General features: G+C 62.9%; 28 protein-coding genes. 11 read left to right on the forward strand and 17 right to left on the reverse strand.

Translation table 11 applies throughout. The annotated features are described in order from the left end of the window. Positions 1–123: 123 nt before the first annotated feature. Entirely contained in the window at positions 124–1,044 is a 921-nt protein-coding gene (locus tag AC07VG_RS29700) for a zinc ABC transporter substrate-binding protein (RefSeq protein ID WP_495022360.1), read from the reverse strand. 66 nt (positions 1,045–1,110) lie between these two features. Here AC07VG_RS29700 and zur point away from each other — a divergent pair, with 66 nt between their 5' ends. The 7 genes from zur (at position 1,111) to AC07VG_RS29735 (ending at position 6,708) form a co-directional block, all read left to right on the forward strand. Beyond that, positions 1,111–1,593, forward strand: a complete 483-nt coding sequence (gene zur / locus AC07VG_RS29705) for a zinc uptake transcriptional repressor Zur (protein ID WP_495022361.1) — start codon at positions 1,111–1,113, stop codon at positions 1,591–1,593. Then, on the forward strand, positions 1,593–2,381 hold the full coding sequence (gene znuC, locus AC07VG_RS29710) for a zinc ABC transporter ATP-binding protein ZnuC (protein WP_495004612.1): 789 nt from the start codon (positions 1,593–1,595) through the stop codon (positions 2,379–2,381). Before zur ends, znuC begins: the two co-directional genes overlap by 1 nt. Further along, a complete protein-coding gene (gene znuB / locus AC07VG_RS29715) occupies positions 2,374–3,162 on the forward strand; it encodes a zinc ABC transporter permease subunit ZnuB (RefSeq protein ID WP_495004611.1) in 789 nt (262 codons plus the stop codon). The genes znuC and znuB overlap by 8 nt, the downstream gene beginning before the upstream one ends. Before the next feature lie 37 nt (positions 3,163–3,199). Beyond that, a complete protein-coding gene (locus tag AC07VG_RS29720; protein ID WP_495004610.1) occupies positions 3,200–3,916 on the forward strand; it encodes a PA5502 family lipoprotein in 717 nt (238 codons plus the stop codon). 258 nt (positions 3,917–4,174) lie between these two features. After that, on the forward strand, positions 4,175–5,182 hold the full coding sequence (locus tag AC07VG_RS29725; protein WP_495004609.1) for a methionine ABC transporter ATP-binding protein: 1,008 nt from the start codon (positions 4,175–4,177) through the stop codon (positions 5,180–5,182). Beyond that, positions 5,182–5,856 (forward strand): methionine ABC transporter permease, encoded by a 675-nt coding sequence (locus tag AC07VG_RS29730; RefSeq protein ID WP_495004608.1) that lies wholly within the window; start codon positions 5,182–5,184, stop codon positions 5,854–5,856. The genes AC07VG_RS29725 and AC07VG_RS29730 overlap by 1 nt, the downstream gene beginning before the upstream one ends. A 78-nt stretch (positions 5,857–5,934) precedes the next feature. Further along, on the forward strand, positions 5,935–6,708 hold the full coding sequence (locus AC07VG_RS29735; RefSeq protein WP_495004607.1) for a MetQ/NlpA family ABC transporter substrate-binding protein: 774 nt from the start codon (positions 5,935–5,937) through the stop codon (positions 6,706–6,708). 179 nt (positions 6,709–6,887) lie between these two features. Here AC07VG_RS29735 and AC07VG_RS29740 read toward each other — a convergent pair whose 3' ends face one another. Beyond that, positions 6,888–7,745 (reverse strand): LysR family transcriptional regulator, encoded by an 858-nt coding sequence (locus tag AC07VG_RS29740; protein WP_495004606.1) that lies wholly within the window; start codon positions 7,743–7,745, stop codon positions 6,888–6,890. A gap of 108 nt (positions 7,746–7,853) precedes the next feature. Between AC07VG_RS29740 and AC07VG_RS29745 the strand changes: the two genes are divergently transcribed. Further along, positions 7,854–8,279 (forward strand): VOC family protein, encoded by a 426-nt coding sequence (locus AC07VG_RS29745; protein ID WP_495004605.1) that lies wholly within the window; start codon positions 7,854–7,856, stop codon positions 8,277–8,279. A gap of 161 nt (positions 8,280–8,440) precedes the next feature. Here AC07VG_RS29745 and AC07VG_RS29750 read toward each other — a convergent pair whose 3' ends face one another. The 5 genes from AC07VG_RS29750 to AC07VG_RS29770 are packed head-to-tail and all read right to left on the reverse strand — an operon-like array spanning position 8,441 to position 12,349. Next, on the reverse strand, positions 8,441–9,076 hold the full coding sequence (locus AC07VG_RS29750) for an SCO family protein (protein ID WP_495004604.1): 636 nt from the start codon (positions 9,074–9,076) through the stop codon (positions 8,441–8,443). After that, positions 9,073–9,972 (reverse strand): heme o synthase, encoded by a 900-nt coding sequence (cyoE, locus tag AC07VG_RS29755; protein WP_495004603.1) that lies wholly within the window; start codon positions 9,970–9,972, stop codon positions 9,073–9,075. Before cyoE ends, AC07VG_RS29750 begins: the two co-directional genes overlap by 4 nt. Continuing rightward, positions 9,960–11,033, reverse strand: coding sequence for a COX15/CtaA family protein (locus tag AC07VG_RS29760; RefSeq protein WP_495004602.1), 1,074 nt, complete (start codon positions 11,031–11,033; stop codon positions 9,960–9,962). Before AC07VG_RS29760 ends, cyoE begins: the two co-directional genes overlap by 13 nt. A gap of 10 nt (positions 11,034–11,043) precedes the next feature. Continuing rightward, a complete protein-coding gene (locus tag AC07VG_RS29765; RefSeq protein WP_495004601.1) occupies positions 11,044–11,637 on the reverse strand; it encodes a PA_0111/PP_0108 family redox-active disulfide protein in 594 nt (197 codons plus the stop codon). Beyond that, the gene (locus AC07VG_RS29770; protein ID WP_495004600.1) at positions 11,603–12,349 is read right to left on the reverse strand and encodes an SURF1 family protein; all 747 of its coding nucleotides are present in this window, start codon (positions 12,347–12,349) and stop codon (positions 11,603–11,605) included. Before AC07VG_RS29770 ends, AC07VG_RS29765 begins: the two co-directional genes overlap by 35 nt. A 71-nt stretch (positions 12,350–12,420) precedes the next feature. On the opposite strand from AC07VG_RS29770, the gene AC07VG_RS29775 reads away from it, so the two are divergent. Next, positions 12,421–12,624 (forward strand): twin transmembrane helix small protein, encoded by a 204-nt coding sequence (locus AC07VG_RS29775; protein ID WP_495004599.1) that lies wholly within the window; start codon positions 12,421–12,423, stop codon positions 12,622–12,624. 20 nt (positions 12,625–12,644) lie between these two features. Here the strand turns inward: AC07VG_RS29775 and AC07VG_RS29780 are convergent, their stop codons facing one another. The 4 genes from AC07VG_RS29780 to coxB all read right to left on the reverse strand — a co-directional run bounded on the left by AC07VG_RS29780 (position 12,645) and on the right by coxB (position 16,945). Continuing rightward, complete coding sequence (locus AC07VG_RS29780; protein ID WP_495004598.1) at positions 12,645–13,535, reverse strand: cytochrome c oxidase subunit 3; 891 nt, start codon at positions 13,533–13,535, stop codon at positions 12,645–12,647. A gap of 33 nt (positions 13,536–13,568) precedes the next feature. After that, positions 13,569–14,117, reverse strand: coding sequence for a cytochrome c oxidase assembly protein (locus tag AC07VG_RS29785; protein WP_495004597.1), 549 nt, complete (start codon positions 14,115–14,117; stop codon positions 13,569–13,571). A gap of 3 nt (positions 14,118–14,120) precedes the next feature. After that, entirely contained in the window at positions 14,121–15,719 is a 1,599-nt protein-coding gene (gene ctaD, locus AC07VG_RS29790; protein ID WP_495004596.1) for a cytochrome c oxidase subunit I, read from the reverse strand. Between the two features lie 98 nt (positions 15,720–15,817). Continuing rightward, complete coding sequence (gene coxB / locus AC07VG_RS29795; protein ID WP_495004595.1) at positions 15,818–16,945, reverse strand: cytochrome c oxidase subunit II; 1,128 nt, start codon at positions 16,943–16,945, stop codon at positions 15,818–15,820. 373 nt (positions 16,946–17,318) lie between these two features. Here coxB and AC07VG_RS29800 point away from each other — a divergent pair, with 373 nt between their 5' ends. After that, entirely contained in the window at positions 17,319–17,969 is a 651-nt protein-coding gene (locus AC07VG_RS29800) for a hypothetical protein (protein ID WP_495004594.1), read from the forward strand. Positions 17,970–18,133: 164 nt separating this feature from the next. Here AC07VG_RS29800 and AC07VG_RS29805 read toward each other — a convergent pair whose 3' ends face one another. The 6 genes from AC07VG_RS29805 to AC07VG_RS29830 all read right to left on the reverse strand — a co-directional run bounded on the left by AC07VG_RS29805 (position 18,134) and on the right by AC07VG_RS29830 (position 25,840). Next, the gene (locus AC07VG_RS29805; protein ID WP_495022362.1) at positions 18,134–19,669 is read right to left on the reverse strand and encodes a SulP family inorganic anion transporter; all 1,536 of its coding nucleotides are present in this window, start codon (positions 19,667–19,669) and stop codon (positions 18,134–18,136) included. A 95-nt stretch (positions 19,670–19,764) separates the two neighbouring features. Further along, on the reverse strand, positions 19,765–20,496 hold the full coding sequence (locus AC07VG_RS29810) for a carbonic anhydrase (RefSeq protein ID WP_495004592.1): 732 nt from the start codon (positions 20,494–20,496) through the stop codon (positions 19,765–19,767). A 257-nt stretch (positions 20,497–20,753) separates the two neighbouring features. Beyond that, positions 20,754–21,812, reverse strand: a complete 1,059-nt coding sequence (locus AC07VG_RS29815; protein WP_495004591.1) for a PA0069 family radical SAM protein — start codon at positions 21,810–21,812, stop codon at positions 20,754–20,756. A 213-nt stretch (positions 21,813–22,025) separates the two neighbouring features. Continuing rightward, on the reverse strand, positions 22,026–23,300 hold the full coding sequence (locus tag AC07VG_RS29820; RefSeq protein WP_495004590.1) for a c-type cytochrome: 1,275 nt from the start codon (positions 23,298–23,300) through the stop codon (positions 22,026–22,028). Positions 23,301–23,312: 12 nt separating this feature from the next. Then, entirely contained in the window at positions 23,313–25,097 is a 1,785-nt protein-coding gene (locus tag AC07VG_RS29825; RefSeq protein ID WP_495004589.1) for a GMC family oxidoreductase, read from the reverse strand. A 2-nt stretch (positions 25,098–25,099) separates the two neighbouring features. Further along, positions 25,100–25,840, reverse strand: a complete 741-nt coding sequence (locus AC07VG_RS29830) for a gluconate 2-dehydrogenase subunit 3 family protein (protein WP_495004588.1) — start codon at positions 25,838–25,840, stop codon at positions 25,100–25,102. A 301-nt stretch (positions 25,841–26,141) separates the two neighbouring features. On the opposite strand from AC07VG_RS29830, the gene AC07VG_RS29835 reads away from it, so the two are divergent. After that, entirely contained in the window at positions 26,142–26,786 is a 645-nt protein-coding gene (locus AC07VG_RS29835; RefSeq protein ID WP_495004587.1) for a phosphatase domain-containing protein, read from the forward strand. Positions 26,787–26,828: the final 42 nt, after the last annotated feature.

Genomic DNA, 26,828 nt, shown 5'->3' on the forward strand with positions numbered 1-26,828 from the left:
GTGCTTGCCCGCGAAGCTTTTAGCGGTCTCACGGGCCTCTTCGCGGGCAAGCACCGCTCCCACAGGGTAGGTGTTCAACCTCAAGTGAACCGCATTGCCCCGCAGGAACAGGGGCCATGTTCCTTAGAGGCTTTCCAGGCACCCCGCCAGGTCATTACCCAGCTTCTCCAGCACCTGCTCATACCCATGGGCCGCCGCCGGCGTGTAGCTGCCCAACGCATCCAGCTCAGCCAGCTTCACCGGCAGCCCGCTCACCAGGGTTTCCGCCAACCGCGGACGCAATGGCGGTTCGCTGAACACACAGGTCTTGCCCACTTCCTGCAAGCGCGTGCGCATCGCCGCCACATGCTGGGCGCCCGGCTGCACTTCGGCGGCCACGCTGAACACGCCGGCGTGCTTGAGCCCATAGGCATCCTCGAAGTAGTCGAAGGCCTCATGGAAGACAAAATACGGCTTGCCCGCCACCCCCGCCAGACGCGCCTTCAACCGGGCATCCAGGGCATCGAGCCGGGCATCGAAGGCCTTCACATTGCTCTGATAACGCTGCGCGTTGGCCGGATCGACCGCACTCAGGTCCGCGGCCATGCGCGCGGCAATCACCCTGGCATTCACCGTCGACAGCCACAGGTGCGCATCCAACGTGCCCGGACGATGATCGTGATCATGTTCGTCAGCATCTTCGGCATGCGAGTGGCTATCTTCGGCGAACCGACGGAGTTTCATCTCCGGCAGGTCCTGCACCGCCACGGTTGCCAGGCTGCGGCCCTTGAGCACCCGGGGCAGGAAGCTTTCCATGTCCGGGCCGATCCAGTAGAGCAGGTCCACCGACTGCACCTTGCGTACATCGGAAGGCCGCAACGCATAGTTGTGCGGCGAAGCACCCGGCGGCAACAACACCTCGGGGGTATCGACACCCTCCTGCACGGCGGCGGCAATCAACTGCAGGGGCTTGATGCTGGTCAGGACGCTGACTTGCGCCTGAACCGGGGACATCACCAACAAACTGGCACTGATAGTGACAAAAAAGGCAAAAAGACGGGGCACGATGAACACTCAAGGTGGCAGGAACAGGTAACATAATAACGTCTCTCACAAACGCCGTCGCCGCTCATGCCTATAACCCCTCTCGCCAGCCGTCCCCATGATCACTCTCACTGCGTGCACAGCGCGCTGTCCGACGCCGATGCCCTGTGCGCACGCCAGGGCCTGCGTCTGACCGCCCTGCGGCGGCGGGTGCTCGAGCTGGTCTGGCAGAGCCACAAGCCGCTGGGCGCCTATGACATCCTCGCCGTGCTGAGCGAACAGGACGGCCGCCGCGCCGCGCCACCGACCGTCTACCGCGCCCTGGACTTCCTGCTGGACAACGGCCTGGTCCATCGCATCGCCTCGCTCAACGCCTTTGTCGGCTGCAACCACCCGGAACACGCCCACCAGGGCCAGTTCCTGATCTGCCGCGAGTGCCACGCCGCCATCGAGCTGGAACAGAAGTCCATCAGCGACGCCATCGTCGGCAGTGCCCGGGAGGTCGGCTTCGCCGTCGAGGCCCAGACCGTCGAAGTGATCGGGCTCTGCTCGGGTTGCCAGGGGGCCTGATGAGCACTGCGCTGATTCGCCTCGAACAGGTGGCCGTGACCTTTGCCGGGCAGCCGGTGCTCGACAACATCCACCTGAGCGTCGAGCCCGGGCAGATCGTCACCCTGATCGGCCCCAATGGCGCCGGCAAGACCACCCTGGTGCGCGCCGTGCTCGGCCTGCTCAAGCCGGATCGCGGCAGCGTCTGGCGCAAGCCGAAGCTGCGGATCGGCTATATGCCGCAGAAACTCCATGTCGACCCGACCTTGCCGCTGTCGGTGCTGCGCTTCCTGCGCCTGGTGCCGGGCGTCGACCGCGCACGGGCCCTGGCGGCCCTCGGCGAAGTCGGTGCCGAACAGGTGATCGACAGCCCGGTGCAAAGCATCTCCGGCGGCGAAATGCAGCGCGTGCTGCTGGCCCGCGCGCTATTGCGCGAACCGCAACTGCTGGTGCTCGACGAGCCGGTGCAAGGTGTCGATGTCGCCGGCCAGGCCGAGCTCTACAGCTTGATCACCCGCCTGCGCGACCGCCACGGCTGCGGCGTGCTGATGGTCTCCCACGACCTGCACCTGGTGATGAGCACCACCGACCAGGTGGTCTGTCTCAATCGCCATGTCTGCTGCTCCGGCCATCCCGAGCAGGTCAGCGGCGACCCGGCCTTCATCGAGCTGTTCGGCCAGAACGCCCAAAGCCTGGCGATCTATCACCACCACCATGACCACGCCCACGACCTGCATGGCGCCGTGGTCAACGAAACGGCCCCGGCGGCCCACACCCACGTTCACGGAGAAAGCTGCAAGCATGGCTGATTTTCTGCTCTACGCCTTGCTGGCAGGCTTGGCCCTGGCGCTGGTGGCGGGCCCGCTGGGCTCGTTCGTGGTCTGGCGGCGCATGGCCTATTTCGGCGACACCTTGTCCCACGCGGCCCTGCTCGGCGTGGCCCTGGGCTTTCTGCTGGATGTCAGCCCGACCCTGGCGGTGACCGTCGGCTGCCTGTTGCTGGCGGTGCTGCTGGTGACCCTGCAACAGCGCCAGCCCCTGGCCTCCGACACCCTGCTGGGGATTCTCGCGCCGAGCACCTTGTCCCTCGGCCTGGTGGTACTAAGCTTCATGCATGAAGTGCGGATCGACCTGATGGGTTATCTGTTCGGCGACCTGCTGGCCATCAGCACCACCGACCTTTACTGGATCCTCGCTGGCAGCGCGGCGGTGCTGGTGCTGCTGATCAGCCTCTGGCGGCCGCTGCTGGCGATCACCGTGCACGAAGAACTGGCCACCGTCGAAGGCCTGCCGGTGGCAGCGTTGCGCATGGCGCTGATGCTGCTGATTGCCGTGGTGATCGCGGTGGCGATGAAAATTGTCGGCGTGCTGTTGATCACCTCCTTGTTGATCATCCCGGCCGCCGCCGCCCAGCGGCACGCCCGCTCGCCGGAGCAGATGGCCCTGGGTGCCAGCCTGCTCGGCATGCTCGCGGTGTGCGGTGGCCTGGCGTTGTCCTGGTTCAAGGACACCCCGGCGGGGCCGTCCATTGTGGTGACGGCTGCCGGCCTGTTTCTGCTGAGTTTTGTCCTGCCACGCAGAGGGGTGTAGACTTGCTCGTTTTTTGCGCAATTAGAGAGTCGCAGGAATGAAGCCGTTCGCCTCCCGTTATCTGCTCCTTGTCGCATTTTCCCTGCTGCTGGGCGCTTGCCAGAGCACCCCACCGGTGGACACCACGGTGCCCGACGCCCGGGTCGCGGCCATCGCCGCGCTGGAGCAGAGCATCAACAGCAATGAACTGACCACCGCCGAGGACCAACTGAGCGCCTTGCAGACGCAGTCGCCGGACGATCCCCAGTGGGTGACCTACCAGCGGCAACTGGCCGAAGCCTATCTGCAACGCAGCCAGATCGTGCTGCAAAAAGGCGACGTCAACGCCGCCGCCACGGCCCTGAGCCGCGCCCGGGCGCTGATGCCCAAGGCTCCGGCCCTGACCGGCGGGGTCAACGGCACGATCGCCCAGGCACGCAAGGCCGAGCTGGAAAAGGCCGAGGCGGCGCTCAAGGCGGCCGAGACCAAGCCAACGGCACGCTTGATCGATCCGAGTGCCGAGAGCAGCACGATTGCCCTGAACATCCAGGACGTTGCACAACTGCGCAAGCAGATGGATGCGCTGGCGGCGGACGTGGTGAATTACCAGTGCACGGTGACCTTCCAGGTGCCGCGCACCGAGGATTACCCGTGGCTGGCAACCTTGCTGGAAAAACGGGTGAAAAAGCTTGATGCGGGCTTCGAGCTGAAGATCGACAAGCAGATCGACCGGCAGGTGAAGGCGCAGGTGGTCTTGAGCCCACACAAGCCGTAAACCCGGCGATCTTCCGTAGGCGCTGGCTTGTCGGGACGCCGCACCGCAGCGATGAGGCCAGCACGTCTTGCATCGAACGTGCGGACGTCATCGCCAGCAAGCTGGTTTCCACAGATGGGTGTCCGACCGTCGATCGGCTTATTTCCGATTGAAAGGTTGTACGCAAAACAAATGCTAAAAACCTCTATACAGACAAGCTAAAATGCCCGCCCGGCTAACCGCTGACCTTTTTCCATTGCGCCCCACAAGGTTCGCTACGTGATCGAGTTTCATAACGTCCATAAAACCTACCGGGTCGCCGGTAAGGATATTCCCGCCCTGCACCCGACCAACCTGCGGGTTGAGAACGGCCAGGTGTTCGGCCTGATCGGCCATTCCGGCGCGGGAAAAAGCACCCTGCTGCGTCTGATCAATCGCCTGGAAGCCCCCAGCGGCGGCCAGATCGTCGTCGACGACGAAGAGGTCACGGCGCTCGATGCCAATGGCCTGCGGCGTTTCCGCCAACAGGTCGGGATGATCTTCCAGCACTTCAACCTGCTGGCCTCCAAGACCGTGGCCGACAACGTCGCGCTGCCGCTGACCCTGGCCGGCGAGCTGTCGCGGCGCGAGATCGACCAGCGCGTCGCCGAACTCTTGCAGCGGGTCGGCCTGTCCGATCATGCGAAGAAATACCCGGCCCAGTTGTCCGGCGGGCAAAAGCAGCGCGTCGGCATCGCCCGCGCCCTGGCGACCAAGCCGAAGATCCTGCTGTGCGACGAAGCCACCAGCGCCCTCGACCCGCAAACCACCGCCTCGGTCCTGCAACTGCTGGCCGAGATCAATCGCGAGCTGAAGCTGACCATCGTACTGATCACCCATGAAATGGACGTGATCCGCCGGGTCTGCGATGTGGTCGGGGTGATGGATGCCGGCGTGATCGTCGAGCAAGGGCCGGTGGCGGATGTGTTCCTGCATCCCAAGCACCCGACCACCCGCCGCTTCGTCCAGGAAGACGAACAGATCGACGAGAGCGAGCAGCGCGACGACTTCGCCCACGTGCCGGGCCGTATCGTCCGTCTGACCTTCCAGGGCGACGCCACCTACGCGCCGCTGCTGGGCACCGTCGCCCGTGAAACCGGCGTCGACTACAGCATCCTCGCCGGACGCATCGACCGCATCAAGGACACCCCCTATGGGCAACTGACGCTCGCTGTCACCGGCGGCGACATGGAGGCCGCCTTCGCGCGCTTCAGCGCCGCCGACGTCCATATGGAGGTACTGCGCTGATGGACCTGTTTCTGAGTTTCTTCGCCAACATCGACTGGTCGGATATCTGGGAAGCCACTGGCGACACCCTGCTGATGCTCGGCACCTCGCTGGTGTTCACCATCCTCCTGGGCCTGCCGCTGGGGATCCTGCTGTTCCTCTGCAGCCCACGCCAGTTGCTGGAGCAGAAAGCCACCTACGCGGTCCTGGCCTTCGTGGTGAACGTGGTGCGCTCGCTGCCGTTCATCATCCTGCTGATCGTGATGATTCCGTTCACCGTGCTTCTTACCGGCACCTCCCTGGGCGTGGCCGGCGCCATCCCACCGCTGGTGGTGGGCGCCGCGCCGTTCTTCGCCCGACTGGTGGAAACCGCGCTGCGCGAAGTCGACCGCGGCATTATCGAAGCCACCCAGGCAATGGGCGCGACCACCCGCCAGATCATTCTCAACGCGCTGTTGCCGGAAGCCCGTCCGGGTATCCTCGCGGCGATTACCGTGACCGCGATTACCCTGGTGAGCTATACCGCCATGGCCGGTGTGGTCGGCGCCGGCGGTCTCGGCGACCTGGCGATCCGCTATGGTTACCAGCGTTTCCAGACCGATGTCATGGTGGTCACGGTGATCATGCTGATCGTCCTGGTGCAAGTGCTGCAGAGCATCGGCGACCGGCTGGTGGTGCACTTCTCGCGCAAATAGATATCGCATTTACAACTGAATCAGCCGGCCCCAGGCCGGCAAGCGCCTGAACCGGCGCCCCCCACATGGAGTCGTTCGATGAAAAAACTGATTGCTGCCTTTGCCGCCGTTGCCGCCTTCTCGGCCCACGCCGCGGAAACCCTGACCGTCGCCGCCACGCCAGTTCCCCACGCGGAAATCCTGGAGTTCGTCAAGCCGGTGCTGGCCAAGGAAGGCGTGGACCTGAAGGTCAAGGTCTTCACCGACTACGTGCAACCGAACGTGCAAGTGTCCGAGAAGCACCTGGACGCCAACTTCTTCCAGCACCAACCGTACCTGGATGAGTTCAACAAGGCCAAGGGCACCCACTTGGTCAGCGTTACCGGCGTACACGTGGAGCCGCTGGGCGCCTACTCCAGCAAGTACAAGAAACTCGCCGACCTGCCGGGCGGCGCCAATGTGGTGATCCCGAACGACGCCACCAACGGCGGTCGCGCCCTGTTGCTGCTGCAGAAAGCCGGCCTGATCAAGTTGAAGGATGCCACTAACATCCTGTCGACCCCGAAAGACATCGTCGAGAACACCAAGGACCTGAAGATCCGCGAGCTGGAAGCCGCCACCCTGCCGCGCGTGCTGACCCAGGTCGACCTGGCCCTGATCAACACCAACTACGCCCTGGAAGCCAAACTGGACCCGTCCAAGGATGCGCTGATCATCGAAGGTAGCGATTCGCCGTACGTGAACATCCTGGTGGCCCGTCCGGACAACAAGGATTCGGACGCCATGCAGAAGCTGGTCGCGGCACTGCACAGCCCTGAAGTGAAAGCCTTCATCATCGAGAAGTACAAGGGCGCGATCGTCCCGGCGTTCTAAAGTCGGCTCGATCTCCTTGAGAGCGGAACTTGTGTGGGAGCGGAGCTTGTGTGGGAGCGGAGCTTGCCCGCGAAGAGAGCGACGCGGTTTTTCAGGTACACCGCGTTATCGTTCTTCGCGGGCAAGCTCCGCTCCCACAGTACATCCACACATGCCTCCCGCAGGCCCCCTGGTAGCTCTCAGCACCCGCCCAGGCACTCCAGCAGGCAATCCAACGCCGGCTGCCGCTGGGCGCGACGCAACACCGCGATCAACTGCCGTTCAAACGTCAGCTCACCCAGCTCAATCACCCGCAACTGATCCGCCCGCTGCAACCACAGTCCCGCCCGGGGCACCAGCGACACCCCCAGCCCGCACTCGACCATCCGCGCAATCGCTTCCAGCTCATCCAGCTCCAGCGCATCGCGTACCTGTATCCGCTGCTCGCGCAGAAACTGACTGACCAGGCGTCCGCCAAACGATGCCCGGTCATAACGCACGAACGGCTGCTCGGCGAGCAATTGCAGCGGGTCATCGCCCGGCAAATGCAGCGGCGCGATCAGTACAAAGGCCTCGCTGGCCAGGGGAATCTCCAGCAGCTCCTTGGGCAACTCGAACGGCGGCTTGATCAACAGCGCCAGGTCCAGCTCACCGGCATCCACCTGGCTCAGCAAATTGAGCGAGACGCCCGGTACCAGCTTCAACTCGACCCGTGGCGCCGCCTGGCGAAAGCGCGGCAAGGCCTGGGGTAACAAGCCGGTCTGCACCGTGGCAATAGCGCCGATGCGCAACTCGCCCTGCCACTCGGCGGCCGTCGTCGACAGGGCCATCTGCCCGTAGAGGACGAGGATCTGCTCGGCCAGGGGCAACGCATGGCGACCCGCCGCATTCAGCACGGCGGCCCGCCCACTGCGGTCGAACAGGCGCAGACCGAGGTTCTGCTCCAGCACGCGCATTTGCGCACTGACCGCCGACTGGGTCAGTCCCACCTGCTGGCCAGCGGCGACAAAGGTGCCTTCGCGGGCGACGCGGATAAAGGTCTTGAGTTCACGGAGCATCGGGCTCACCTAGCAAAAATAGTCGGGCTCGGGAGCAAGAATATGCGCTTTTCAGCAAAATAATCATCGCTACACTGAAAGCTTCATCCCCTCAGCCTGGTATCCGACATGGCGCTTTCACCGTTTCATCTGGCAATCCCGGTCCATGACCTCGCCGCGGCCCGACATTTCTATGGCGATGTCTTTGCCTGCCCGGAAGGACGCAGCAGCGATCACTGGGTGGACTTCGACTTCTTCGGCCACCAGTTGGTGATTCACTATCAGGCCAAGAGCGCAGCTCAGGAACAGGCGCTGAGCAACCCGGTGGACGGCCACGACGTGCCGGTGCCGCATTTCGGCGTGGTGCTGGAATGGGAAACCTGGGAAGCGCTGGCCGAACGCCTGAAAGAGAAGGGCACGCGGTTCGTGATCGAGCCCTATGTGCGCTTCAAGGGCCAGGTGGGCGAACAGGCCACCATGTTCCTGTTCGACCCGTGCGGCAATGCCCTGGAGTTCAAAGCGTTCAAGGATATCGGGCAGATGTTCGCCAAGTAAACCTCACGATCGGCGCTATACCCCGATATGTTGGCGCGGCACGGCCCCCTGTGGGAGCCGGCTTGCCGGCGATGAGGCCAGTGAGTCTTGCATCGCCTGCTAGGACGCCATCGCCGGCAAGCCGGCTCCCACAGGGTTCGGCGATGCTGGCGAGGCCGGGGTTATTTGCGCGTGAGCAACTCCGGCAACTGCGCCACCAGCTTCTGGTTGTTCAACGGCGCGCGGATAAAACCGCGCTGAGTGCCATCCGGCCCGACCAGCGCCAGGTTGCCACTATGGTCGACGGTGTAGTTGGGCTTGCTGGTATCCGCCGGAATAAACGGAATGCTCAGCGCATTGGCAACCTTCTGCAGATCATCGATCGAGCTCGCCGTCAGCCCGCGGAAATCCGGATCGAAATACCCCAGGTACTGCTTGAGCTGCTGCGGCGTATCGCGGTTCGGGTCGACACTCACCAGGATCACCTGCAACTGGCCAACCACGTCCTTGGGCAACTCGCTCTTGATCTGACGCAGCTGGGCGAGGGTGGTCGGGCAGATGTCCGGGCAGAAGGTGTAGCCGAAGAACAGCAGGCTCCACTTGCCCTTGAGCTCGTCAACCTGCACCGGCTGGCCGTTCTGGTCAGTCATCTTCACCCCGGGCAGCGAACGGCTCTGGGGCAGCAGGATAATCCCCGCATCGATCATCGCCGTGGGCTCGCCCTGGCGCTGGTTGTTCATCACTTTATTGACCGTCAGGCCCAGGACCAGGGCCACCACGGCGACAAGAATAAAAACGGTTTTCTGAACTCGAGTCATAGATTCAACAATAGGTAGTGATCGACAAGCAGCGCGATAAACAGCAGGAACAAGTAGTAGATAGAGTACTTGAAGGTGTTGATCGCCGCATGCGGCTGGCTGCCACGGTACAACACCCACGCCCAGTGCAGGAAGCGCGCGCCCAAGGCCGTGGCGCAGACCAGGTAGAGCAGGCCGCTCATATGGATCACGAACGGCAGCAGGCTGACCGCCAGCAGGGCAAAGGTGTAAAGCAGGATATGCACCTTGGTGTACTGCTCGCCATGGGTCACCGGCAGCATCGGGATATCCGCCTTGGCGTACTCTTCCTTGCGATGGATGGCCAGGGCCCAGAAGTGCGGCGGGGTCCAGGCGAAGATGATCAGCACCAGCAACAGCGGTTCGGCGCTGACATGGCCGGTGGCCGCGACCCAGCCGAGCAACGGCGGCGCCGCCCCGGCCAGACCGCCGATCACGATATTCTGCGGCGTGGCACGCTTGAGAAAACCGGTGTAGATCACCGCGTAACCGAGCAGCGAAGCCAGGGTCAGCCAGGCCGTCAGCGGGTTGGTGAAGCTCAGCAACAAGGCCTGTCCGAGCACCGCGAGGAGCAGCGCAAAGCTCAGCGCCGCCGTCGGCGAGACCCGGCCCTGGGCCAACGGCCGCTTGTGGGTGCGGGCCATCAGCGCATCGATGCGCCGATCCACCACATGGTTGACCACCGCCGCGCCGCCGGCACACAGGCCGATGCCGAGGTTGCCGAACACCAGCACGGTCCAGGGCACCCCGGCGCGGGTCGCGAGAAACATGCCCACCAGCGAGGTGATCAGCATCAGCACCACCACCTTGGGTTTGGTCAGCTCCAGGTAGTCGCGCCACAGGGCCTGGCCCTGGCGCTCACCGATTACAGTCGCCACGGCATTTCTCCCTTGATCGTGATGGGTGCATGGACCGCTTTGATCGGGCTCAGGCGCCAGCGCGCTTGCGCCCGCACCCGGACCAGCGCGGTGCGCGCGTGGTAGTTGATCAGCACCAGCGTCAGCAACAACGCCGCGCCACCGGCATTGTGCGCCACGGCCACCGGCAGTGGCAGATGAAAGTAGACGTTGCTCAGGCCCAGGCCGATCTGCGCCGCCAGCGCCAGCAGCAGCAAACCGGCAAGCCGGGTCATGCCCACCGCCCGCAGTTGCCAGGCCAGGCCCAGCAACACCAGGGTCACCAGCAGGGCGCCGATGCGGTGGGTCAGGTGAATCGCCGTGCGCGCATCACTGTCGAGCTGGCCGCCCAGGTAGTTGGGGCCGATATGCTGGGTCAGGTGAAAACCGTTGGCGAAATCCGCGTTCGGCCACCATTGGCCATGGCAGGTTGGCAGGTCGATACAGGCCACCGCCGCATAATTGGAACTGACCCAGCCGCCGAGGGCGATCTGCAGGATCACCAGCAGCAGCCCGGCCGTGGCCCAGCGCTGTAAGCGCCGCGGCACCGCCAGCGCCGGCAGCACGCCGGACAGGCGCAAGGTCAGCAGGAACAGCAGGCTCAAGGTGGCAAAGCCGCCGAGCAGATGCGCCGTGACCACCTGGGGCCAGAGCTTGAGGGTCACCGTCCACATGCCGAAGGCCGCCTGGGCGAAGACCACCCCGAGCAGGAACAGCGGCAACTTCAACGGTTGCCCGTCACGCCGGCGCTCATGCCAGGAGCGCGCGGCCAGCAACACAATCAGCAACCCCAGGGTCCCGGCGAAGTAACGATGGACCATCTCGTTCCAGCCCTTGTGGGCCTCCACCGGGGTTTCGGGAAAATGCAGCTCGGCATGGGCCAGCTGGACTTCGCCCTGGGGCACGCTGATAAAGCCGTAGCAACCCGGCCAGTCGGGGCAGCCCAGGCCGGCGTGGGTCAGGCGGGTATAGGCCCCCAGCAGGACGACGATCAGCGCCAGCAGGGTGGCGAACAACGCGAGGCGAAATCCAGGTTTGGCCATGACGATGCCCTCATCCGATATTCGACAATTTCAGCAGTTGCACCAGGTCGTTTAGCAGATCCTTGCCCTTGACCCCGGCGTCGTAGCGCAGCACCAGGTTGCCGTGGGGATCGACGATCCACAGTTGCGCCGCGCCATTGCCCTGGGTCTCTCGAGTATAGGCCGCAAGATCGAGCGGGTAGCGCTGCAGCTGCGGGTATTCGCGCTTGAGCTTGGCGTCGTAGCCCGTCTCCAGGGGTTGCGCCGTCGCCAGGGCATGGCTGGCCCGGGAAGCATCGCGGCCAAGAGCGATCTGGATCTGCCGCGCCAGGTAGACCAGTTGCTGGCAGTCCGCGGCACACTCCCCTGGCGCCGTCACCAGCATCTGCCAACGCTGCTCGTCGGTCTGCACGCCCAAGTCGACGCGGCTTTCGCCGTTGCCGATCAACTCGCCGTGATAGCTGCGGCTCTCCGGTACCCAGAACTGCAACTTGTACATCCCGGTGGCGAGGATCATCGGGCCGATCACCACCAGCAGGATCAGGATCAGTTGCCAACGACCACGGGCGCGCTGTGGCCGGCCCGGGGTTTCAGCTGTGTTCAGAGGATTCATGGCCGCTCCCATGGTGCTTCTCCCTTGCGTTATGCCATCCGAGATAGAGATAAAGGCCGAACAGCGCCAGTGCCATGGCGAACCACTGCACGGCATAGGCCACATGTTTTTCCGGCCCCATGCCTTCGGAGACCACCGGCCAGCCGGCCTCGTAGGCCGCCGGCCCGGACTCCTGGCGCAGTTCGTAGTTGAAACCTGTACGACCCAGTTCGGCCCAGAGCTTGTCCGGCTCGATCACAGTCACCAGCCGTGGCCAGCTCGCATTGGCCGGGTCGGCGCCCAACTGGAAAGTCGCGCCGGGCGAGACATACACCCAGGCGCCGATCTCCAGCCGTTGCGTGGGGGTGCTGAACAGCGGCGGCGTGCGCCGATCCGGCCAGGGCAACCAGCCCCGGTTGACCAGCAACCACAGGCCGCTGGCCTCGTCGTGGAACGGCTGCAACAGCTCGACGCCGACCCGGTCGTCACGCATGCGGTTATCCAGCAGGTAGCTGTGCTCAGTGTCGAACTGACCGCTCAGCCGCACCCGCCGGAACGCCGGATCGGGTAGGGCTTTCAGCTGGTCGCCGGCCACTGGCTCGGCAGTACGGCGCTGGGCATGGTTTTCCAGCAGCACGCGCTTCTGCTCGCTGCGACTCAGCTGCCAGAAACCCAGGCAGACCAGCAACGGCAGCAGCACGAGCACCACCAGCGTCGGCGCGATGCCGGGCTGGAAGCGCCTCATGGCCGCACCCCGGCGACCGCTATTCGACTCGCTATACTCAATTGCATACGCATCTCCCCCGGAGTCTCACCATGTTGAAAGCGGCGATTGTCCTGATGCTGTTGGCCACGCTGGCCAGCCTGTTCAGCGGCCTGTTCTTCCTGGTGAAGGACGACGCGCACTCCAAGCGCCTGGTCCATGCCCTGACCGTCCGGGTCGGGCTTGCCGTGATCACCCTGGCCTTGATCAGTTGGGGCTTTTTCAGCGGCCAACTGGTGTCCTCGGCGCCCTGGTAAGCCCCAGGGCCCGGCAAGGCTCAGAGCACGTAGACGAACACGAACAGGCCGATCCAGACCACGTCGACAAAGTGCCAATACCAACTGGCCGCTTCAAAACCGAATTGATGCTCGGCATTGAAGTGCCCGCGCATGACCCGCATCAGCATCACGAACAGGATCAGGGTGCCGATGGTCACGTGGGCACCGTGGAAACCGGTGAGCATGAAGAAGGTCGCGCCGTAGATGCCCGAGCCCAGGGTCAGCCCCAGCTCGTGGTAGGCATGAATGTACTCCTTGGCCTGGAAGGTCAGGAACCCGATCCCCAACAGCACGGTGAACGCCAGCCAGAGCTTGAGGGCGCCGCGATGGCCGTTCTTCAGGGCATGGTGGGCGATGGTCACGGTGACGCTCGAACTGACCAGCAGCACGGTATTGAGCAGCGGCAGTCCCCAGGGACTGATGGTTTCCCTGGGGCCGGGGAAGAGTTTCGGATCGGGGTTCTGGAGCAATGGCCAGGCGTTCTGGAAGTTCGGCCAGAGCAGGTGGGCGATCCCTTTCGCGCCGCCGTCACCGGCCAGCCACGGCACCGCCAGATTGCGCACGTAGAACAGCGCGCCGAAGAAGGCGATGAAGAACATCACCTCGGAAAAGATGAACCAGCTCATGCCCCAGCGGAACGAGCGATCCATCTGCGCGCTGTAGAGCCCGGCGCGACTTTCCTTGATCACCGTGCCGAACCAGCCGAAGAGCATGTAGGCCAGCAACAGCCCGCCGACGAAGAAGATCAGCGGGCCGTGGGAATCCGGGCGCGCCGCCTTCAGGTCGTTGAACCAGGTACCCAGGCCGAACATCGTGGTCAGCATGCCCAACGTGGCAATGATCGGCCACTTGCTCTGGGCCGGTACGTAATAGTGCTCATGAATCGCCATTTATTGTTCTCCTTATCGGGCACGCCAAATGTCCTAGCCGCCCGTACCCGCCACGGGCGGGTTGCGGGCGGTGATGTCGAACAGCGTGTAAGCCAGCGTCAGGTGCTTCACATCCCTGGGCATGTCGCGGTCAACGATGAAACGTACCGGCATCTCGATGCGCTGCCCGGGTTGCAGGGTCTGTTGGGTGAAGCAGAAGCATTCGGTCTTGTGGAAATACACCGCGACATTCGCCGGGGCGATGCTCGGGATGGCCTGGGCCTTCATCACATGATCGGTGGGGTTGTAGGCCACGAAGAGCATCTCGTTGACCGCACCGGGGTGCACGCTCAGCTGGTCGGCCTTGGGATAGAACTCCCAGACCATGTCGACGGCATTGGTCGAGAGGAATTGCACGCCGATCTTGCGCGACAGGTCGACCACCTGTTCGCCTTCATACTGCCCGGCGGTCTTGCCGTTGATGCCGAAGGTCTTGCACATCACGTCGTACAGCGGCACCAGGGCAAAACCGAAGGCGAACATCGCTACCACCACCAGCAACAGGCGCGTGACCAGGCGTTTGAGCGAGATCGAGTCGGCCATGGCTTACTTCACTTCCGGCGGCGTGGTGAAGGTGTGATAGGGCGCCGGTGACGGAATGCTCCACTCCAGGCCCTCCGCGCCATCCCAAGGCTTGGCCGGGGCCGGCGGGCCGCTGCGAATGCACTTGATGACGATGAACAGGAACAACAGTTGCGTGACCCCGAACATGAAGCCGCCGATCGACGAGACCATGTTGAAGTTGGCGAACTGCAGGTTGTAGTCCGGTACCCGCCGCGGCATTCCCGCCAGGCCGACGAAGTGCATCGGGAAGAAGGTCAGGTTCATGCCGACGAACGACAGCCAGAAGTGCAGCTTGCCGAGGGTTTCGTCGTACATGTGCCCGGTCCACTTCGGCAACCAGTAGTAGGTGGAGGCGAAGATCCCGAAGATCGCGCCCGGCACCAACACGTAGTGGAAATGCGCCACCACGAAATAGGTGCCGTGGTACTGGAAGTCCGCCGGCGCCATCGCCAGCATCAGCCCGGAGAAGCCGCCGATGCTGAACAGGATAACGAAGGCCACCGCGAACAACATCGGCGTCTCGAAGGTCAACGAGCCTTGCCACATGGTGCTGACCCAGTTGAACACCTTCACCCCGGTCGGCACCGCGATCAGCATGGTCGCGTACATGTAGAACAACTCGCCGACCAGGGGAATGCCGACCACGAACATGTGGTGGCCCCAGACGATGAACGAAAGGAAGGCGATACTCGCCGTGGCGTAGACCATCGAGGTGTAGCCGAACAGCGGCTTGCGCGAAAACGCCGGGATGATCGCACTGACCGCGCCGAACGCCGGCAGGATCATGATGTACACCTCGGGATGGCCGAAGAACCAGAATACGTGCTGGAACAGCACCGGATCACCACCGCCGGCGGCGTTGAAGAAGCTGGTGCCGAAATGGATGTCCATCAGCATCATGGTCACGCAGCCCGCCAGCACCGGCATCACGGCAATCAGCAGGAACGCGGTGATCAGCCAGGTCCAGACGAACAGCGGCATCTTCATCAGGGTCATGCCCGGCGCACGCAGGTTGAGAATGGTCGAGATCACGTTGATCGCGCCCATGATCGAACTGATGCCCATCATGTGGATGGCGAAGATGAAGAAGGTCACGCTCTCCGGACCATAGGTGGTCGACAGCGGTGCATAGAAGGTCCAGCCGAAGTTCGGCCCGCCGCCGGGCATGAACAGGGTCGAGACCATCAGCGCGAAGGCCGCCGGCAACAGCCAGAAGCTGAAGTTGTTCATCCGCGGCAAGGCCATGTCCGGCGCGCCGATCATCAGCGGGATCATCCAGTTGGCCAGGCCGACGAAGGCCGGCATCACCGCGCCGAAGACCATCACCAGGCCGTGCATGGTGGTCATCTGGTTGAAGAACGCCGGTTCGACGATGTGCAGTCCCGGCTGGAACAGTTCGGCGCGGATCACCATGGCGAAGGAGCCGCCGAGCAGGAACATGGCGAAGCTGAACCACAGGTACAGCGTGCCGATATCCTTGTGGTTGGTGGTCAGCACCCAGCGCATCAGCCCCTTGGCCGGACCGTGGACGGCGTGCTCATCGTGGCCGACATGGCCATGGTCGTCGATCAGTGCACTCATGTCCTCTCTCCTGCTGACGGGGGGAACGGCTTGGTCGAGGGCACTGGCCTCCGACCGGTTCGGCGAACCTGCAACAGCGCTGTTTGTTTCGGAGCTGTTCATTTGCCCTCCGTCTGCTTCAGTGCCAGGACTTCCTTGGGGGTGACCATGTCGCCCTTGTTGTTGCCCCAGGCATTGCGCTCATAGGTGATGACGGCGGCGATATCAACTTCCGACAACTGTTTGCCGAAGGCCGCCATGGCGGTGCCCGGCTTGCCGAAGAACACCCGGTGCAGGTGATCCTCTTTCGGACCGGTGGCGATCTTCGAGCCCTTGAGCGCCGGGAACATCGGCGGCAAGCCCTGGCCCTCGGCCTGGTGACAGGCCACGCAGGTGGTGTGGTAGATCTTGTCGCCGCGCTCCTTGAGTTCGTCGAGGGTCCACTCCTTGCTGGTCAGTTCCTTGAGCTTGGCGGACTCGGCCTTGCGCTCGGCCAGCCAGCTGTCGTAGTCGGCCTTGGTGCGGACATCGACCACCACTGGCATGAAGCCGTGGTCCTTGCCACAGAGTTCTGAGCATTGCCCACGGTAGATGCCGGGCTTGTCGACGCGGGTCCAGGCCTCGTTGAAAAACCCCGGGATCGCATCGCGCTTGACCGCAAAGGCCGGCACCCACCAGGAATGGATCACGTCGGCGGAGGTCACCAGGAAACGCACCTTAGCCCCCACCGGCAACACCAGCGGCTGATCGACTTCCAGCAGGTAGTTTTCGCCCTTGGGCGCCTGGTTATGCATCTGTTCGGCGGGGGTGGACAGGTTGCTGAAGAACTCGACATCCTGGCCCAGGTATTTGTAATGCCATTTCCACTGATAGCCGGTGATCTGGATATCGACGTCCGACTCGCTGGTGTCGTACATCTTGATCAGCGTGGCGGTCGCGGGAACCGCCATCACCACCAGGATCAGCAGAGGCACGATGGTCCAGAGGATTTCCACGGTGGTGCTTTCATGGAACTTGGCCGCTACCTGGCCGGTGGAGCGTCGGTGCATGATCATCGACCAGAACATTGCACCGAACACGACGATGCCGATCACCACACAGATCCAGAAAATGGTCATGTGCAGATCAAAGATCTCGTGACTGACTTCCGTCGCTCCAGGCGTCATATTCACGGTCCAGGCAGCCTGCGCCTGACTGAATATCGACCACAACAGGAGGCCCATCCAGACTCGTGGATGTCGCATCATTGCGGGTTCCCCTTATCGTTCTTGTTATCCCGCCGGCTTTCACCTGCGGCCAAGGGAATGGTCGTACTGCGTAAGCGGACCATTCGGCCTGGCCTGCAACCGCAGCCGGGCGTCATCAGCTAACTCCATACAAAACCGAGTATAGACAGCGACCGGGACCGCGCCATGCGATCTGGGAAATGAACTGAAAGGCGACTGGGTATCGGGCTGGAGGCCCTGGATTACCTGAGGTAGGGCAGAAATGATGGCAAGCCGATATAACTCATGCATATAAGCATGAAATAATTATTACAAATGCGTCTGAGCATCTTTTATAACCCAGCTACTTTGTATTCTCCCTATTTTCCCTTTGTCGCACCCCCCTGGAGTTTTCATGAACACCGCCGCATTGCGCGAGCAGATTCAACGTGCCCATCAACACGAGACCGGTACCGGCCAGTTGACTCGTCAACTTGAAGTTCAATTGCCGCACCTTCACCCCGCTATTCAACTGCCGGATGTGGACGCCAAAGGCGTGCTGACGCGCTTTGTCAAAGCTTACATCGACCTGGTTCCCGACCTGCTGGATGCCGCCAATGAGGTGGCGCGCGAAGCCGGTATCGAATCACAGATCAAACCGGTGCTGACAATCGCCGAGCAGTTTTTCCTGCAACCGCCGGCGATCCTGGAAGGCCATGTCGGGCTCGACGGCCTGCTGGATGAAGCCTATCTGGCGCACCGCCTGGTGGAGGAGGTCAACGACCTGTATATCAAGCATTTCGGCCAGCCGTTGATTCCCTCGGACATTACCGTGGCCAACCTGATCGCCCACCAGTTGATCGGCGAGACATTCGCCAACCAGCTGGATGAAGCGGTGCATCACGCGGTCGATGAAATGCTCAATGAAGAGAGCTTTGCCCTGGAGTCGGTGGAAGCCTATCGCGAGCGCCTGTACAACCCGGACACCGAGGCGGCGTGGAAACGCTGGCCGTGCCTGTCGCGCCAACTGGGCGTGGAACTGGAGCTCGACAAGCCCAGCGCTTAGTGCGGCCAGGCCATCGCGGCCGAACGCGGTCCCCTGTAGGAGTCGGCTTGCCGGCGATGGCGTCCGCATCGGCGCCGCAAGGCCCAAGGGCTTTATCGTCCTTAGGGCCGCTATCGCCGGCAAGCCGGGCTCCTACAGGTTTTGTGGTGTTTTCAAGATTCTCATCAGACCGCGGCGGAACCGATACCGGTGGCGGTCCGCAGCCGCCCCTCCAGACGCCGTTTCAAGCCATGGGGCTCGATCACCAATCGCGAACCCTTGGCCCGGTTGGCCCGATCCCATTCCTCCAACAGCTCCAGGCACGAGTGGTCGATATAGTTCAGGTTGCCCAGCGGTACATGCACCACCGTGCCCGGCGGAACCGTCGACAGCACCCGCGTCAGCGCCGGCACCTTGAGAAACGTCGCCGCCCCCAGCAGGCGCAGCTCCATCTCACCCTCGGCGGGCAAATCCACCAGGCTGATTTTCAGGCGCGAGGCCTTCCAGGCCAACTTCGCCAGGGTCAGGCCGAAACCGATCAATACTCCCGTCAACAAGTCGCTGCAGACAATCGCCAAGGCCGTGGCCGCATAGGTCAGCATCGGCATGCGCCCGTAACGCCCCAGGCCGCGAAAGGCCTTGAGGTCCACCAGCTTGATGCCCGTATACACCAGCACACCCGCCAGGCTCGCCACCGGAATGCTTTGCAGCACGCTGGACAGCAGCAGCACGAAAGCCAGCAGCCACAGACCATGGAACATCGCCGACAGCCGGGTCCGGGCACCGGCCTGGACATTCGCCGAACTGCGCACGATCACCCCGGTCATGGGCAACGCCCCGAGCAAGCCGCAGAGCATATTGCCCACCCCCTGCGCCGACAGTTCGCGGTCGAAGTCCGAACGCTGACCGTCGTGCATGCGGTCCACCGCGGCCGCCGAGAGCAGGGTTTCGGCGCTGGCGATAAAGGCCACGGCAAAGGCCGCGATCAGCAGGTTGGGGTTGGCCAGGTTGAGCAGGTCGGCGGGCCGCAGCCAGTCAATGGCCTCGGCCAGGTTGGCCGGGACTTCCACGCGCTTGACCGACAACGCCAGCAGCAGGCTCGCCAGGGTCGCCAGGCCCACGCCGAGCAACGCACCCGGCACAAAGCGCAAGGCCTGAGGTTTGCGCCTGTCCCAAACCCACATCACCAGGATCGTCGCCAGGCCCAACGCACCGGCCTGCCAGCCGCTGCCTTCGCCGGAAAACGCCTGACCCAGCGCGGCGGGAAAGCCCAGCAGGTTGTCCAGACCCGAGGGCCGGGGCGAGCCGTCGAGCATCACATGCATCTGGGACAGAACGATCAACACGCCAATACCCGCGAGCATGCCATAGACCACTGCCGGCGCGGTCACCCGGAACCAGCAGCCCAGACGCAGGCGACCGGCCAGCAATTGCAGCAGGCCGGCCAGTAACAGGATCGGCCCGAGCATGGCCATGCCGTGCTCGCGCACCAGTTCGAACACCAGCACCGCCAGGCCCGCCGCCGGACCACTGACCTGCAACGGCGAACCGGCCAGCCAGCCCACCACCAGCCCACCGATGATGCCGGTGATCAGCCCCTTGGCCGGTGGCATGCCGGAGGCGATGGCGATCCCCATGCACAGCGGCAGGGCAACCAGGAATACCACCACGGAAGCCAACAGCTCCCGTGGCAAAAGCGCTTTCAGTTGTGCAGCACGCATGATCAGTCTCCTGAGGATATCTTCAGGCATGGCAAAGCCCGACCGCTCTGACGCCGGTCGTGGCTGAACCCAATGGAGGGAGGAAGCTTCAGACGCTAGAAGCGGGCTTTGGGCGTTGCACTCGGGATCGGATGAGTACCATCGAGAGGCAGGAAACAGGCCCGATCGGCGTCATACGCTTTGATTTCGCTGGTTTCGATGTTGTAGACCCAGCCATGGATAAACAGGTGACCGTTGGCCATGCGCGAGGCCACCGAGGGATGTGTGCGCAAGTGCTGCAACTGGGCGATGACGTTTTCTTCGGTCAGCACCTTCATGCTTTCGCCTTCGTTGGCGCAGTCGCAGTTCTCATGGACCATGGTCTTCGCCACTTCCGCATGGCGCAGCCAGGCTTTGACCGTGGGCATCTTTTCCAGGCTGTCGGGGTTGAGCACCGCGCGCATGGCGCCGCAGTCCGAATGCCCGCAGACGATAATGTGCTGCACGCCCAGGGCCAGCACCGCGTACTCGATGGCGGTCGAGACACCGCCGTTCATTTGCCCGTAGGGCGGCACCACATTGCCGACATTGCGGGTCACGAACAGGTCGCCTGGGGCGCTTTGGGTAATCAACTCGGGAACGATGCGCGAGTCGGCGCAGGCGATGAACATCGCCCGCGGGCTCTGCGCCGTGGCGAGTTTCTTGAACAGCTCTTCCTGTTGCGGAAAGACTTCATGGTGAAAATGCAGGAAGCCATCGACGATATGTTTCAGCGCCGCATCGGCACTTTCGGCTCCGGAAACCCCTGATGCCGACGCAGCTGACGGCTGTTTATCCTTGTCACTCATGATTCATCCTCTTTTCTGACGGATTTAAGGGGATTTTCCTGATTTGGCTCGCTCGCGGCCAGCACTCATCGGATCAACGCGCCCGATTCCTTGAACGCCACCCGTACGAAACAGGCAACTTCACCCTAACCGCGAAAACTTAACTCAAGCTGAATCAGAGGCTCTAGAACGGACGTTCCAGAAGCTTCTTACGCTTGTTACCCAAGAGTATAGGCACAGGCTAAACACCACCAAGCAACCTTGGTCCGGGTCATGGTTCAGAGTAACGACATCTGCCCTCCGGGGGGACAGAACGCCGTGCAATCGAGGTTGAAGCCTTCCCGGTGGTTGAGACCCAAGCGCTTGATGGCCTTGGCAAAGCGTTGTGCCAGCAGGTCGGCAAACGGCCCTTCGCCGCGCATCCGCGCACCAAACCGGCTGTCGTAGAGCTCACCGCCGCGAGTCTGGCGGATCAGGCTCAGCACATGGGCCGCCCGCTGCGGGTAATGGGCGGCCAGCCACTCCTCGAACAGCGGCGCCACCTCCAGCGGCAGGCGCAGCATCATGTAGGCGGCACTCTGGGCTCCAGCATCGCGGGCCTCGGTGAGCAGGCTTTCCAGCTCACTGTCGTTGATCATCGGAATCATCGGCGAACACAGCACGCCCACCGGGATGCCCGCTTCACGCATGACCCGGATCGCCCGCAAGCGCGCCTTGGGCGCCGCCGCACGGGGTTCGAGGATGCGCTTGAGCTCATCGTCGAGGCTGGTCAGGCTGATCATCACCGCCACCAGTCGCTGCCGGGCCAGTTCCGTCAGCAGGTCCAGATCGCGCAGGATCAACGAGCCCTTGGTGACGATGGTCACCGGATGCCGATAACGCAGCAACACCTCGAGAATCCGCCGGGTGAGCTGGTGCTCGCGTTCGATCGGCTGGTAGGGATCGGTGTTGGAGCCCAGGTTGATCGGGGCCACCCGATAGCCCGGCTTGGACAGTTGTTGCTCCAGCAGCGCGGCCGCGTTGGTCTTGGCGATCAGTTTGGTTTCGAAATCCAGGCCAGGGGACAGATCCCAATAGGCATGGCTGGGGCGTGCGTAGCAGTAGATGCAACCGTGCTCGCAACCGCGATAGGGATTGATGGAGCGGTCGAAGGGCAGGTCCGGCGAGGTGTTGCGGGTGATGATGGATTTCGCCGTCTCGATGCGCACCTCGGTGCCCTGGGTCAGCGGAACCTCCTGGTACCAGCCGTCGTCCTCGGCCACCGAACGATTGGGCGAGAAGCGGTTGTGCGGGTTGGTCGCGGTGCCACGGCCACGGAGTGGGAGCGGGGTAAACATTGGAGAAGGCTCCATTACTGTATTTATATACAGTAATGGAGCCGAGCCGATCTGCCTAGCACCGTCTGGCAGGAGCGCCCAAAAGGCCCGGCCGAACGCGGACCTTGTAGGAGCCTGCTTGCTGGCGATGGCGATCGTAAGGGCACCGCAAGACTCAAGGGCCTCATCGCCGGCAAGCCGGCTCCTACAGGGGGCGGTGGCGCTCTCGGGATCTTACGGCTTGGCCGGCATATCCTCCTTGCGCAATGCCGCCACATCGCTGGCCTTCACCGCGCCGCCCTGGTTGCCCCAGCTGCCGCGAATGAAACCGACCACATCCGCCACTTCCTGGTCCGACAGCCGCCAGGCAAACGCCGGCATGCTGAAGGCCGAAGGTGCAGTGTGGGTCGCCGGCAAGGTGCCGCCCTTGAGCACGATATGGATCAACGAGGTGGCATCCGCCGATTGCACCACCGGATTGCCGGCCAACGCCGGGAACACCCGGGTATAACCGTGCCCGTCGGTACGGTGGCAAGCCGCGCAGTTGTCGATGTAGACCGATGCCCCCGGCCTGCTGTCATCACCTTTCCACAAGGCCTGTGCGACCTGTGGCTCATAGCCGTGGGGCGCATCTTGCGGGTCCACCGGCGGCAAGCTCTTGAGGTAATGGGCAATGGCGCTCAGGTCGTCATCGCTCATGTACTGCATGCTGTGCACCACCACGTCGCTCATGCCGCCGAATACTGCGCTGCGCTCACTGCGACCGGTCTTGAGGAACTGCACCAACTGCGCCTCGCTCCAATTGCCGAGGCCATCCTTGTGGTCGCCACGCAGGCTTTTCGCGATCCACCCTTCCAGCGGTGCGCTGCCCGCCAGGAAGGCGCTGCCGTCATTGGCGCTCAAGGCCTTTTCCTGCATGGTCAGGGCCCGTGGCGTATGGCAGGCGCCGCAATGGCCGAGGCCTTCGACCAGGTAAGCGCCGCGACTCAGCAGCGGATCCGCGCCGCTAGCGGCCTGATATTCGGCGACCTTGGGCGCGAACATCCAGCGCCAACCCGCCAACGGCCAGCGCATGCTCAGCGGCCAGGGGATATCGACCACCTTGTTGTCCTGGGCCACCGGCGCCACGCCCTTCATGAAATAGGCGTACAACGCCTGCATATCGCTGTCACTGACCCGGGCGTAGGACGGATAGGGCATCGCCGGGTACAGGGTACTGCCGCTCTTGGCGACACCATGCCGGACCGCCTGGTCGAAATCCTCGAAGCTGTAGGCACCGATGCCGCTTTGGTCCGGGGTGATATTGGTCGAGTAGATCGTGCCGATGGGCGTCTGCATCGGCAGCCCACCGGCGAACGGCTGGCCGCCCTTGGCCGTGTGACAGGCGACGCAATCCCCGGCCCGCGCCAGGTATTCGCCCTGCTTGATCAGGGCCGACGGATCGGCCTCGGCGGCGCTGACCGCGCCATTGCCCAACAGTGCCAGGGTGGCGATAACCAATGCTTTCATGTTCATCGCTCCTTAAGCCTGAACCAGCGGGCCGGGGTTCTTCAGGTACTGCTCGCGGATCGCCCGGGCCGACCAGTAGGTCAGCGCCGCCACCAGGCCGGTGGGGTTGTAGCCCAGACCCTGGGGAAAGGCCGAAGCGCCGGGGACGAAGACATTGTGTACATCCCAGGATTGCAGGTAGCGGTTCAGGGCGCTGGTCTTCGGGTCGCTGCCCATGATCGCGCCGCCGTTGAGGTGGGTGGTCTGGTAGGACGCGGTGTTGAAGTGCTCACCCACCTGCTTGCCCAACAGGGCAATCGACTTGGGGTTCATCGCCTCGGCGACCTTGCTCAGTTTCCCAACCATGAAGCGGTTCATCTTGATGTCGTTTTCCTGCCAGTCGAAGGTCATCCGCAGCAGCGGCAAGCCGTAGGCATCACGGTAAACCGGGTCGAGATCCAGGTAGTTGCCCCGGTAGGACTGGTGCGCACCGTGGGCGTCCATCGACACCTGATGGGTGTAGTAATCCGCCGTGGCACGTTTCCAGGCGCTGCCCCAGGCCGGTGTGCCCGGCGGGTTCGAGGTCCCGGCAATCGGCCGGCTGCCGGCCTGGTTGACCCACATTGGCGAGCCGCCGACAAACCCGTGGGGGCCGTGGTCGAAGTTGTCGGCGTTGAAATCATCGATCGCCACGCCGTTGCCGCCAGCGCCGATAAAATTGTTGGTGTACACATCCTTGTCGAAGAAGGCCTTGATGGTGGCCATGTTCTGGTAGGCGAAGTTCTTGCCCACCACGCCCTCGCCAGTGATCGGGTCGTAGGGCTTGCCGATACCGGACAGCAGCATCAGCCGCACGTTATGGAACTGGAAGGCGCCAAGAATCACCAGGTCGGCCTGTTGCTCCACCTCGCGGCCCTGGGCGTCGACGTAGGTCACCCCGGTGGCCTTGCGCTTGCTGCTGTCGAGATTGACCCGCAGCACGTGGGAATTGGGCCGCAGTTCGAAGTTCGCCACCTGCCGCAGCGCCGGCAGGATGTTCACGTTCGGCGAGGCCTTGGAATACATGTAGCAAACATAACCGCTGCAGAAACCGCAGAAATTGCACGGTCCCATCTGCGCGCCGTAAGGGTTGGTGTAGGGCCCTGAGGTATTCGCCGACGGCAGGTTGTAGGGCTTGTAGCCGACCTCGCTGGCAGCTTTCTGGAACAGCTGTGCGGAATAGGTGTTCTTCTGCGACTCCAGCGGAAAAGGATTGGAGCGATCCGGCGCGTAGGGATTGCCGCCTTTGCCTTGGCCGACCAACTGACCCTTGACGGTCCAGGCCTGGCCCGAGGTGCCGAAGACCTTTTCGGCGTAGTCGAAGAACGGCTCCAGCTCTTCGTAGCTGACGCCGAAGTCCTGGATGGTCATGTCCTTGGGAATGAAGTGTTTGCCGTAGCGCTCTTCGTAGTGACTACGGATGCGCAGCTCGATGGGGTCGACCCGGAAGTGCACACCCGACCAGTGCAGGCCGGCACCGCCCACGCCGTTACCTGGCAGGAACGCACCGAGCTGGCGGTTCGGCAGGGCAACGTCATTGACGCTATGGCGAATGGTGACAGTTTCCTTGGAGATATCCTGGAAGAGTTTTTTACGCACGCTGTAGGTGAGTTCGTCGATCACCTGTGGGTAGTTGCCATCGGGATAGGTGTCCTGCATCGGACCCCGTTCCAGGGCCACGACATTCAGCCCGGCTTCGGTCAGCTCCTTGGCCATGATTGCACCGGTCCAACCGAAACCGACGATCACCGCGTCGACCTTTTTCATTTGAATCGCCATGCTCACGCCCTCTCGCCGCGAATGGAAACAGCCGGGAAGGGGTATTGCTCGTTGCGTTCAACCCAATCCATAAAGTCGGCGCGGGCGCCGGGGAAGCCGATCAGGGTCCAACCGACCAGGCCTTTGTTGCCGCCATGGATCGGATCGCAAAAGAACCCTTCCTTGGTGTTTTGCAGCAGGAAACTGAAGAAAATCTTCGGAGGGACACTGTCGAACGCCGCGTCTCCGGCCTCCAGTTGCTTGAGCAAGGCGTCCTGGGTAGCGCTGTCTTGCTCGGCAAAAGTTGAACCGTGCAGCTTCTTGCACCAGGCCTCCGTGGCGGCGATACCCAGGCGATAGATCTCGCGGGGCACCAATTTGCTTTGCCAACCCATCTCCGCCGACGCGTCGGCGGCGAACGGACCCTGCATGAACCAGAGGGCGCCACTGGCGTAAGGCGTGTTCATTTGCCGGTCGATAAACTCTGGAACTCCGGCTTCCAGGGCCCCCGGCCCTTGGGCGTCGGCCGGAATCAAACGGGCCACCGCGGCATTGAGAAAAGCCCATTCCTCGGTGGTGAAGAAACTCGGCTCGTAATGACCGCTGTTGACCAGCGCCTGGTCGGCGGCCGGCGGCGTTGCTTGCGACGCGGCCTGCAGGACACTGCTGCCCAAGGCGCTGCTCGCCACGCTGACCAGCGGGATCAAGGTCAGGGTTTTGCGCAGGAACTCACGCCGCGGGTTATCTCGATCTTGATCAGACATGGCGGTACCTTACTCATCTTGCACGCACGGATTAATCGGCCACTTCAATTGAGCAACCTGTCTTTTTCGGGCAGCGGTCTCTAGCGAGACACCTCGAATAGAGAACACACCGGCAACCTTTAGTTACAAATGATAGCAGCCTAAGCATCAAGATGAATCGATTCAGCTAAAAATCTCGGCTTTTTGCTGCGCGTATTCCGTGGCTCTCACAAATCTTTGACACTCGACTCACAGGCTTTTGATCCGGAAAATTCAATGCTATAGGGCAATGTCGAGTTCTCTTTTTCCGGGCGCCGTCCACATGTCGATCGTTCGTTGGTTTTCCCTCCTTGGCCTGATCCTCATCAGCGGTTTGGTGTGGCTCGCCGTCCAGGCCGGCGACAATAGCAGCCAACGCCCGCCGCAATGGGCGACCCCAGTGGGCAACCAGTACAACCTCAACCAGATGACCCCGACGCTCTACCGCAGCACCTTGCCGGACAGCAATGCCGTACAGCTCCTGGCCAAGCTGAACATCACCACGGTGATCAACTTCCAACCGGAAGCCGACTCCAGCTGGCTGTCGGCCCCCGAGATCAAGCAAGTGCAACTGCCCTATCGGATCGGCCATGTCGACGACGCCGACGTGTTGACGATTTTGCGGGCGATCAAGGACGCCGAGGACCAGGGTTCGGTGTTGATCCACGACAAGCAGGGCACGGAGCGCACCGGCCTGATGGCGGCGATGTACCGGGTGGTGGTGCAGGGCTGGAGCAAGGAGGAAGCCCTGAGCGAGATGATGATGGGTGGATTTGGCGAAAGCGCGCACTTCAAGGACAGCATCCGCTACATGATGCAGGCGCCAGTCGACAAGTTGCGCGAGGCCCTGGCCAGCGGCGCATGCAGCACCAACCCCTACGCCACCTGCGCGGTGCGCAGCTGGCTCAAGTCCGCCAGTGTCGAGTGATGGCCAAAAATGAGCCGGGCGTGACCCGGCTCAGGCTATAAC

Source organism: Pseudomonas sp. GW821-FHT03C07 (assembly GCF_059420925.1).

Coding starts and splice junctions, on each gene's coding strand:
- AC07VG_RS29735 (WP_495004607.1), top strand. CDS start 5,935: ATGAAAAAACTGATTGCTGCCTTTGCCGCCGTTGCCGCCTTCTCGGCC.
- AC07VG_RS29810 (WP_495004592.1), bottom strand. CDS start 20,496: ATGAGTGACAAGGATAAACAGCCGTCAGCTGCGTCGGCATCAGGGGTT.
- AC07VG_RS29720 (WP_495004610.1), top strand. CDS start 3,200: ATGAAGCCGTTCGCCTCCCGTTATCTGCTCCTTGTCGCATTTTCCCTG.
- AC07VG_RS29815 (WP_495004591.1), bottom strand. CDS start 21,812: ATGTTTACCCCGCTCCCACTCCGTGGCCGTGGCACCGCGACCAACCCG.
- AC07VG_RS29805 (WP_495022362.1), bottom strand. CDS start 19,669: ATGCGTGCTGCACAACTGAAAGCGCTTTTGCCACGGGAGCTGTTGGCT.
- AC07VG_RS29750 (WP_495004604.1), bottom strand. CDS start 9,076: ATGACTCGAGTTCAGAAAACCGTTTTTATTCTTGTCGCCGTGGTGGCC.
- AC07VG_RS29830 (WP_495004588.1), bottom strand. CDS start 25,840: ATGTCTGATCAAGATCGAGATAACCCGCGGCGTGAGTTCCTGCGCAAA.
- AC07VG_RS29775 (WP_495004599.1), top strand. CDS start 12,421: ATGTTGAAAGCGGCGATTGTCCTGATGCTGTTGGCCACGCTGGCCAGC.
- AC07VG_RS29825 (WP_495004589.1), bottom strand. CDS start 25,097: ATGGCGATTCAAATGAAAAAGGTCGACGCGGTGATCGTCGGTTTCGGT.
- AC07VG_RS29820 (WP_495004590.1), bottom strand. CDS start 23,300: ATGAAAGCATTGGTTATCGCCACCCTGGCACTGTTGGGCAATGGCGCG.
- znuB (WP_495004611.1), top strand. CDS start 2,374: ATGGCTGATTTTCTGCTCTACGCCTTGCTGGCAGGCTTGGCCCTGGCG.
- AC07VG_RS29780 (WP_495004598.1), bottom strand. CDS start 13,535: ATGGCGATTCATGAGCACTATTACGTACCGGCCCAGAGCAAGTGGCCG.
- AC07VG_RS29740 (WP_495004606.1), bottom strand. CDS start 7,745: ATGCTCCGTGAACTCAAGACCTTTATCCGCGTCGCCCGCGAAGGCACC.
- zur (WP_495022361.1), top strand. CDS start 1,111: ATGCCTATAACCCCTCTCGCCAGCCGTCCCCATGATCACTCTCACTGC.
- AC07VG_RS29745 (WP_495004605.1), top strand. CDS start 7,854: ATGGCGCTTTCACCGTTTCATCTGGCAATCCCGGTCCATGACCTCGCC.
- AC07VG_RS29730 (WP_495004608.1), top strand. CDS start 5,182: ATGGACCTGTTTCTGAGTTTCTTCGCCAACATCGACTGGTCGGATATC.
- ctaD (WP_495004596.1), bottom strand. CDS start 15,719: ATGAGTGCACTGATCGACGACCATGGCCATGTCGGCCACGATGAGCAC.
- AC07VG_RS29785 (WP_495004597.1), bottom strand. CDS start 14,117: ATGGCCGACTCGATCTCGCTCAAACGCCTGGTCACGCGCCTGTTGCTG.
- coxB (WP_495004595.1), bottom strand. CDS start 16,945: ATGATGCGACATCCACGAGTCTGGATGGGCCTCCTGTTGTGGTCGATA.
- AC07VG_RS29760 (WP_495004602.1), bottom strand. CDS start 11,033: ATGGCCAAACCTGGATTTCGCCTCGCGTTGTTCGCCACCCTGCTGGCG.
- AC07VG_RS29765 (WP_495004601.1), bottom strand. CDS start 11,637: ATGGGAGCGGCCATGAATCCTCTGAACACAGCTGAAACCCCGGGCCGG.
- AC07VG_RS29770 (WP_495004600.1), bottom strand. CDS start 12,349: ATGAGGCGCTTCCAGCCCGGCATCGCGCCGACGCTGGTGGTGCTCGTG.
- znuC (WP_495004612.1), top strand. CDS start 1,593: ATGAGCACTGCGCTGATTCGCCTCGAACAGGTGGCCGTGACCTTTGCC.
- AC07VG_RS29800 (WP_495004594.1), top strand. CDS start 17,319: ATGAACACCGCCGCATTGCGCGAGCAGATTCAACGTGCCCATCAACAC.
- AC07VG_RS29835 (WP_495004587.1), top strand. CDS start 26,142: ATGTCGATCGTTCGTTGGTTTTCCCTCCTTGGCCTGATCCTCATCAGC.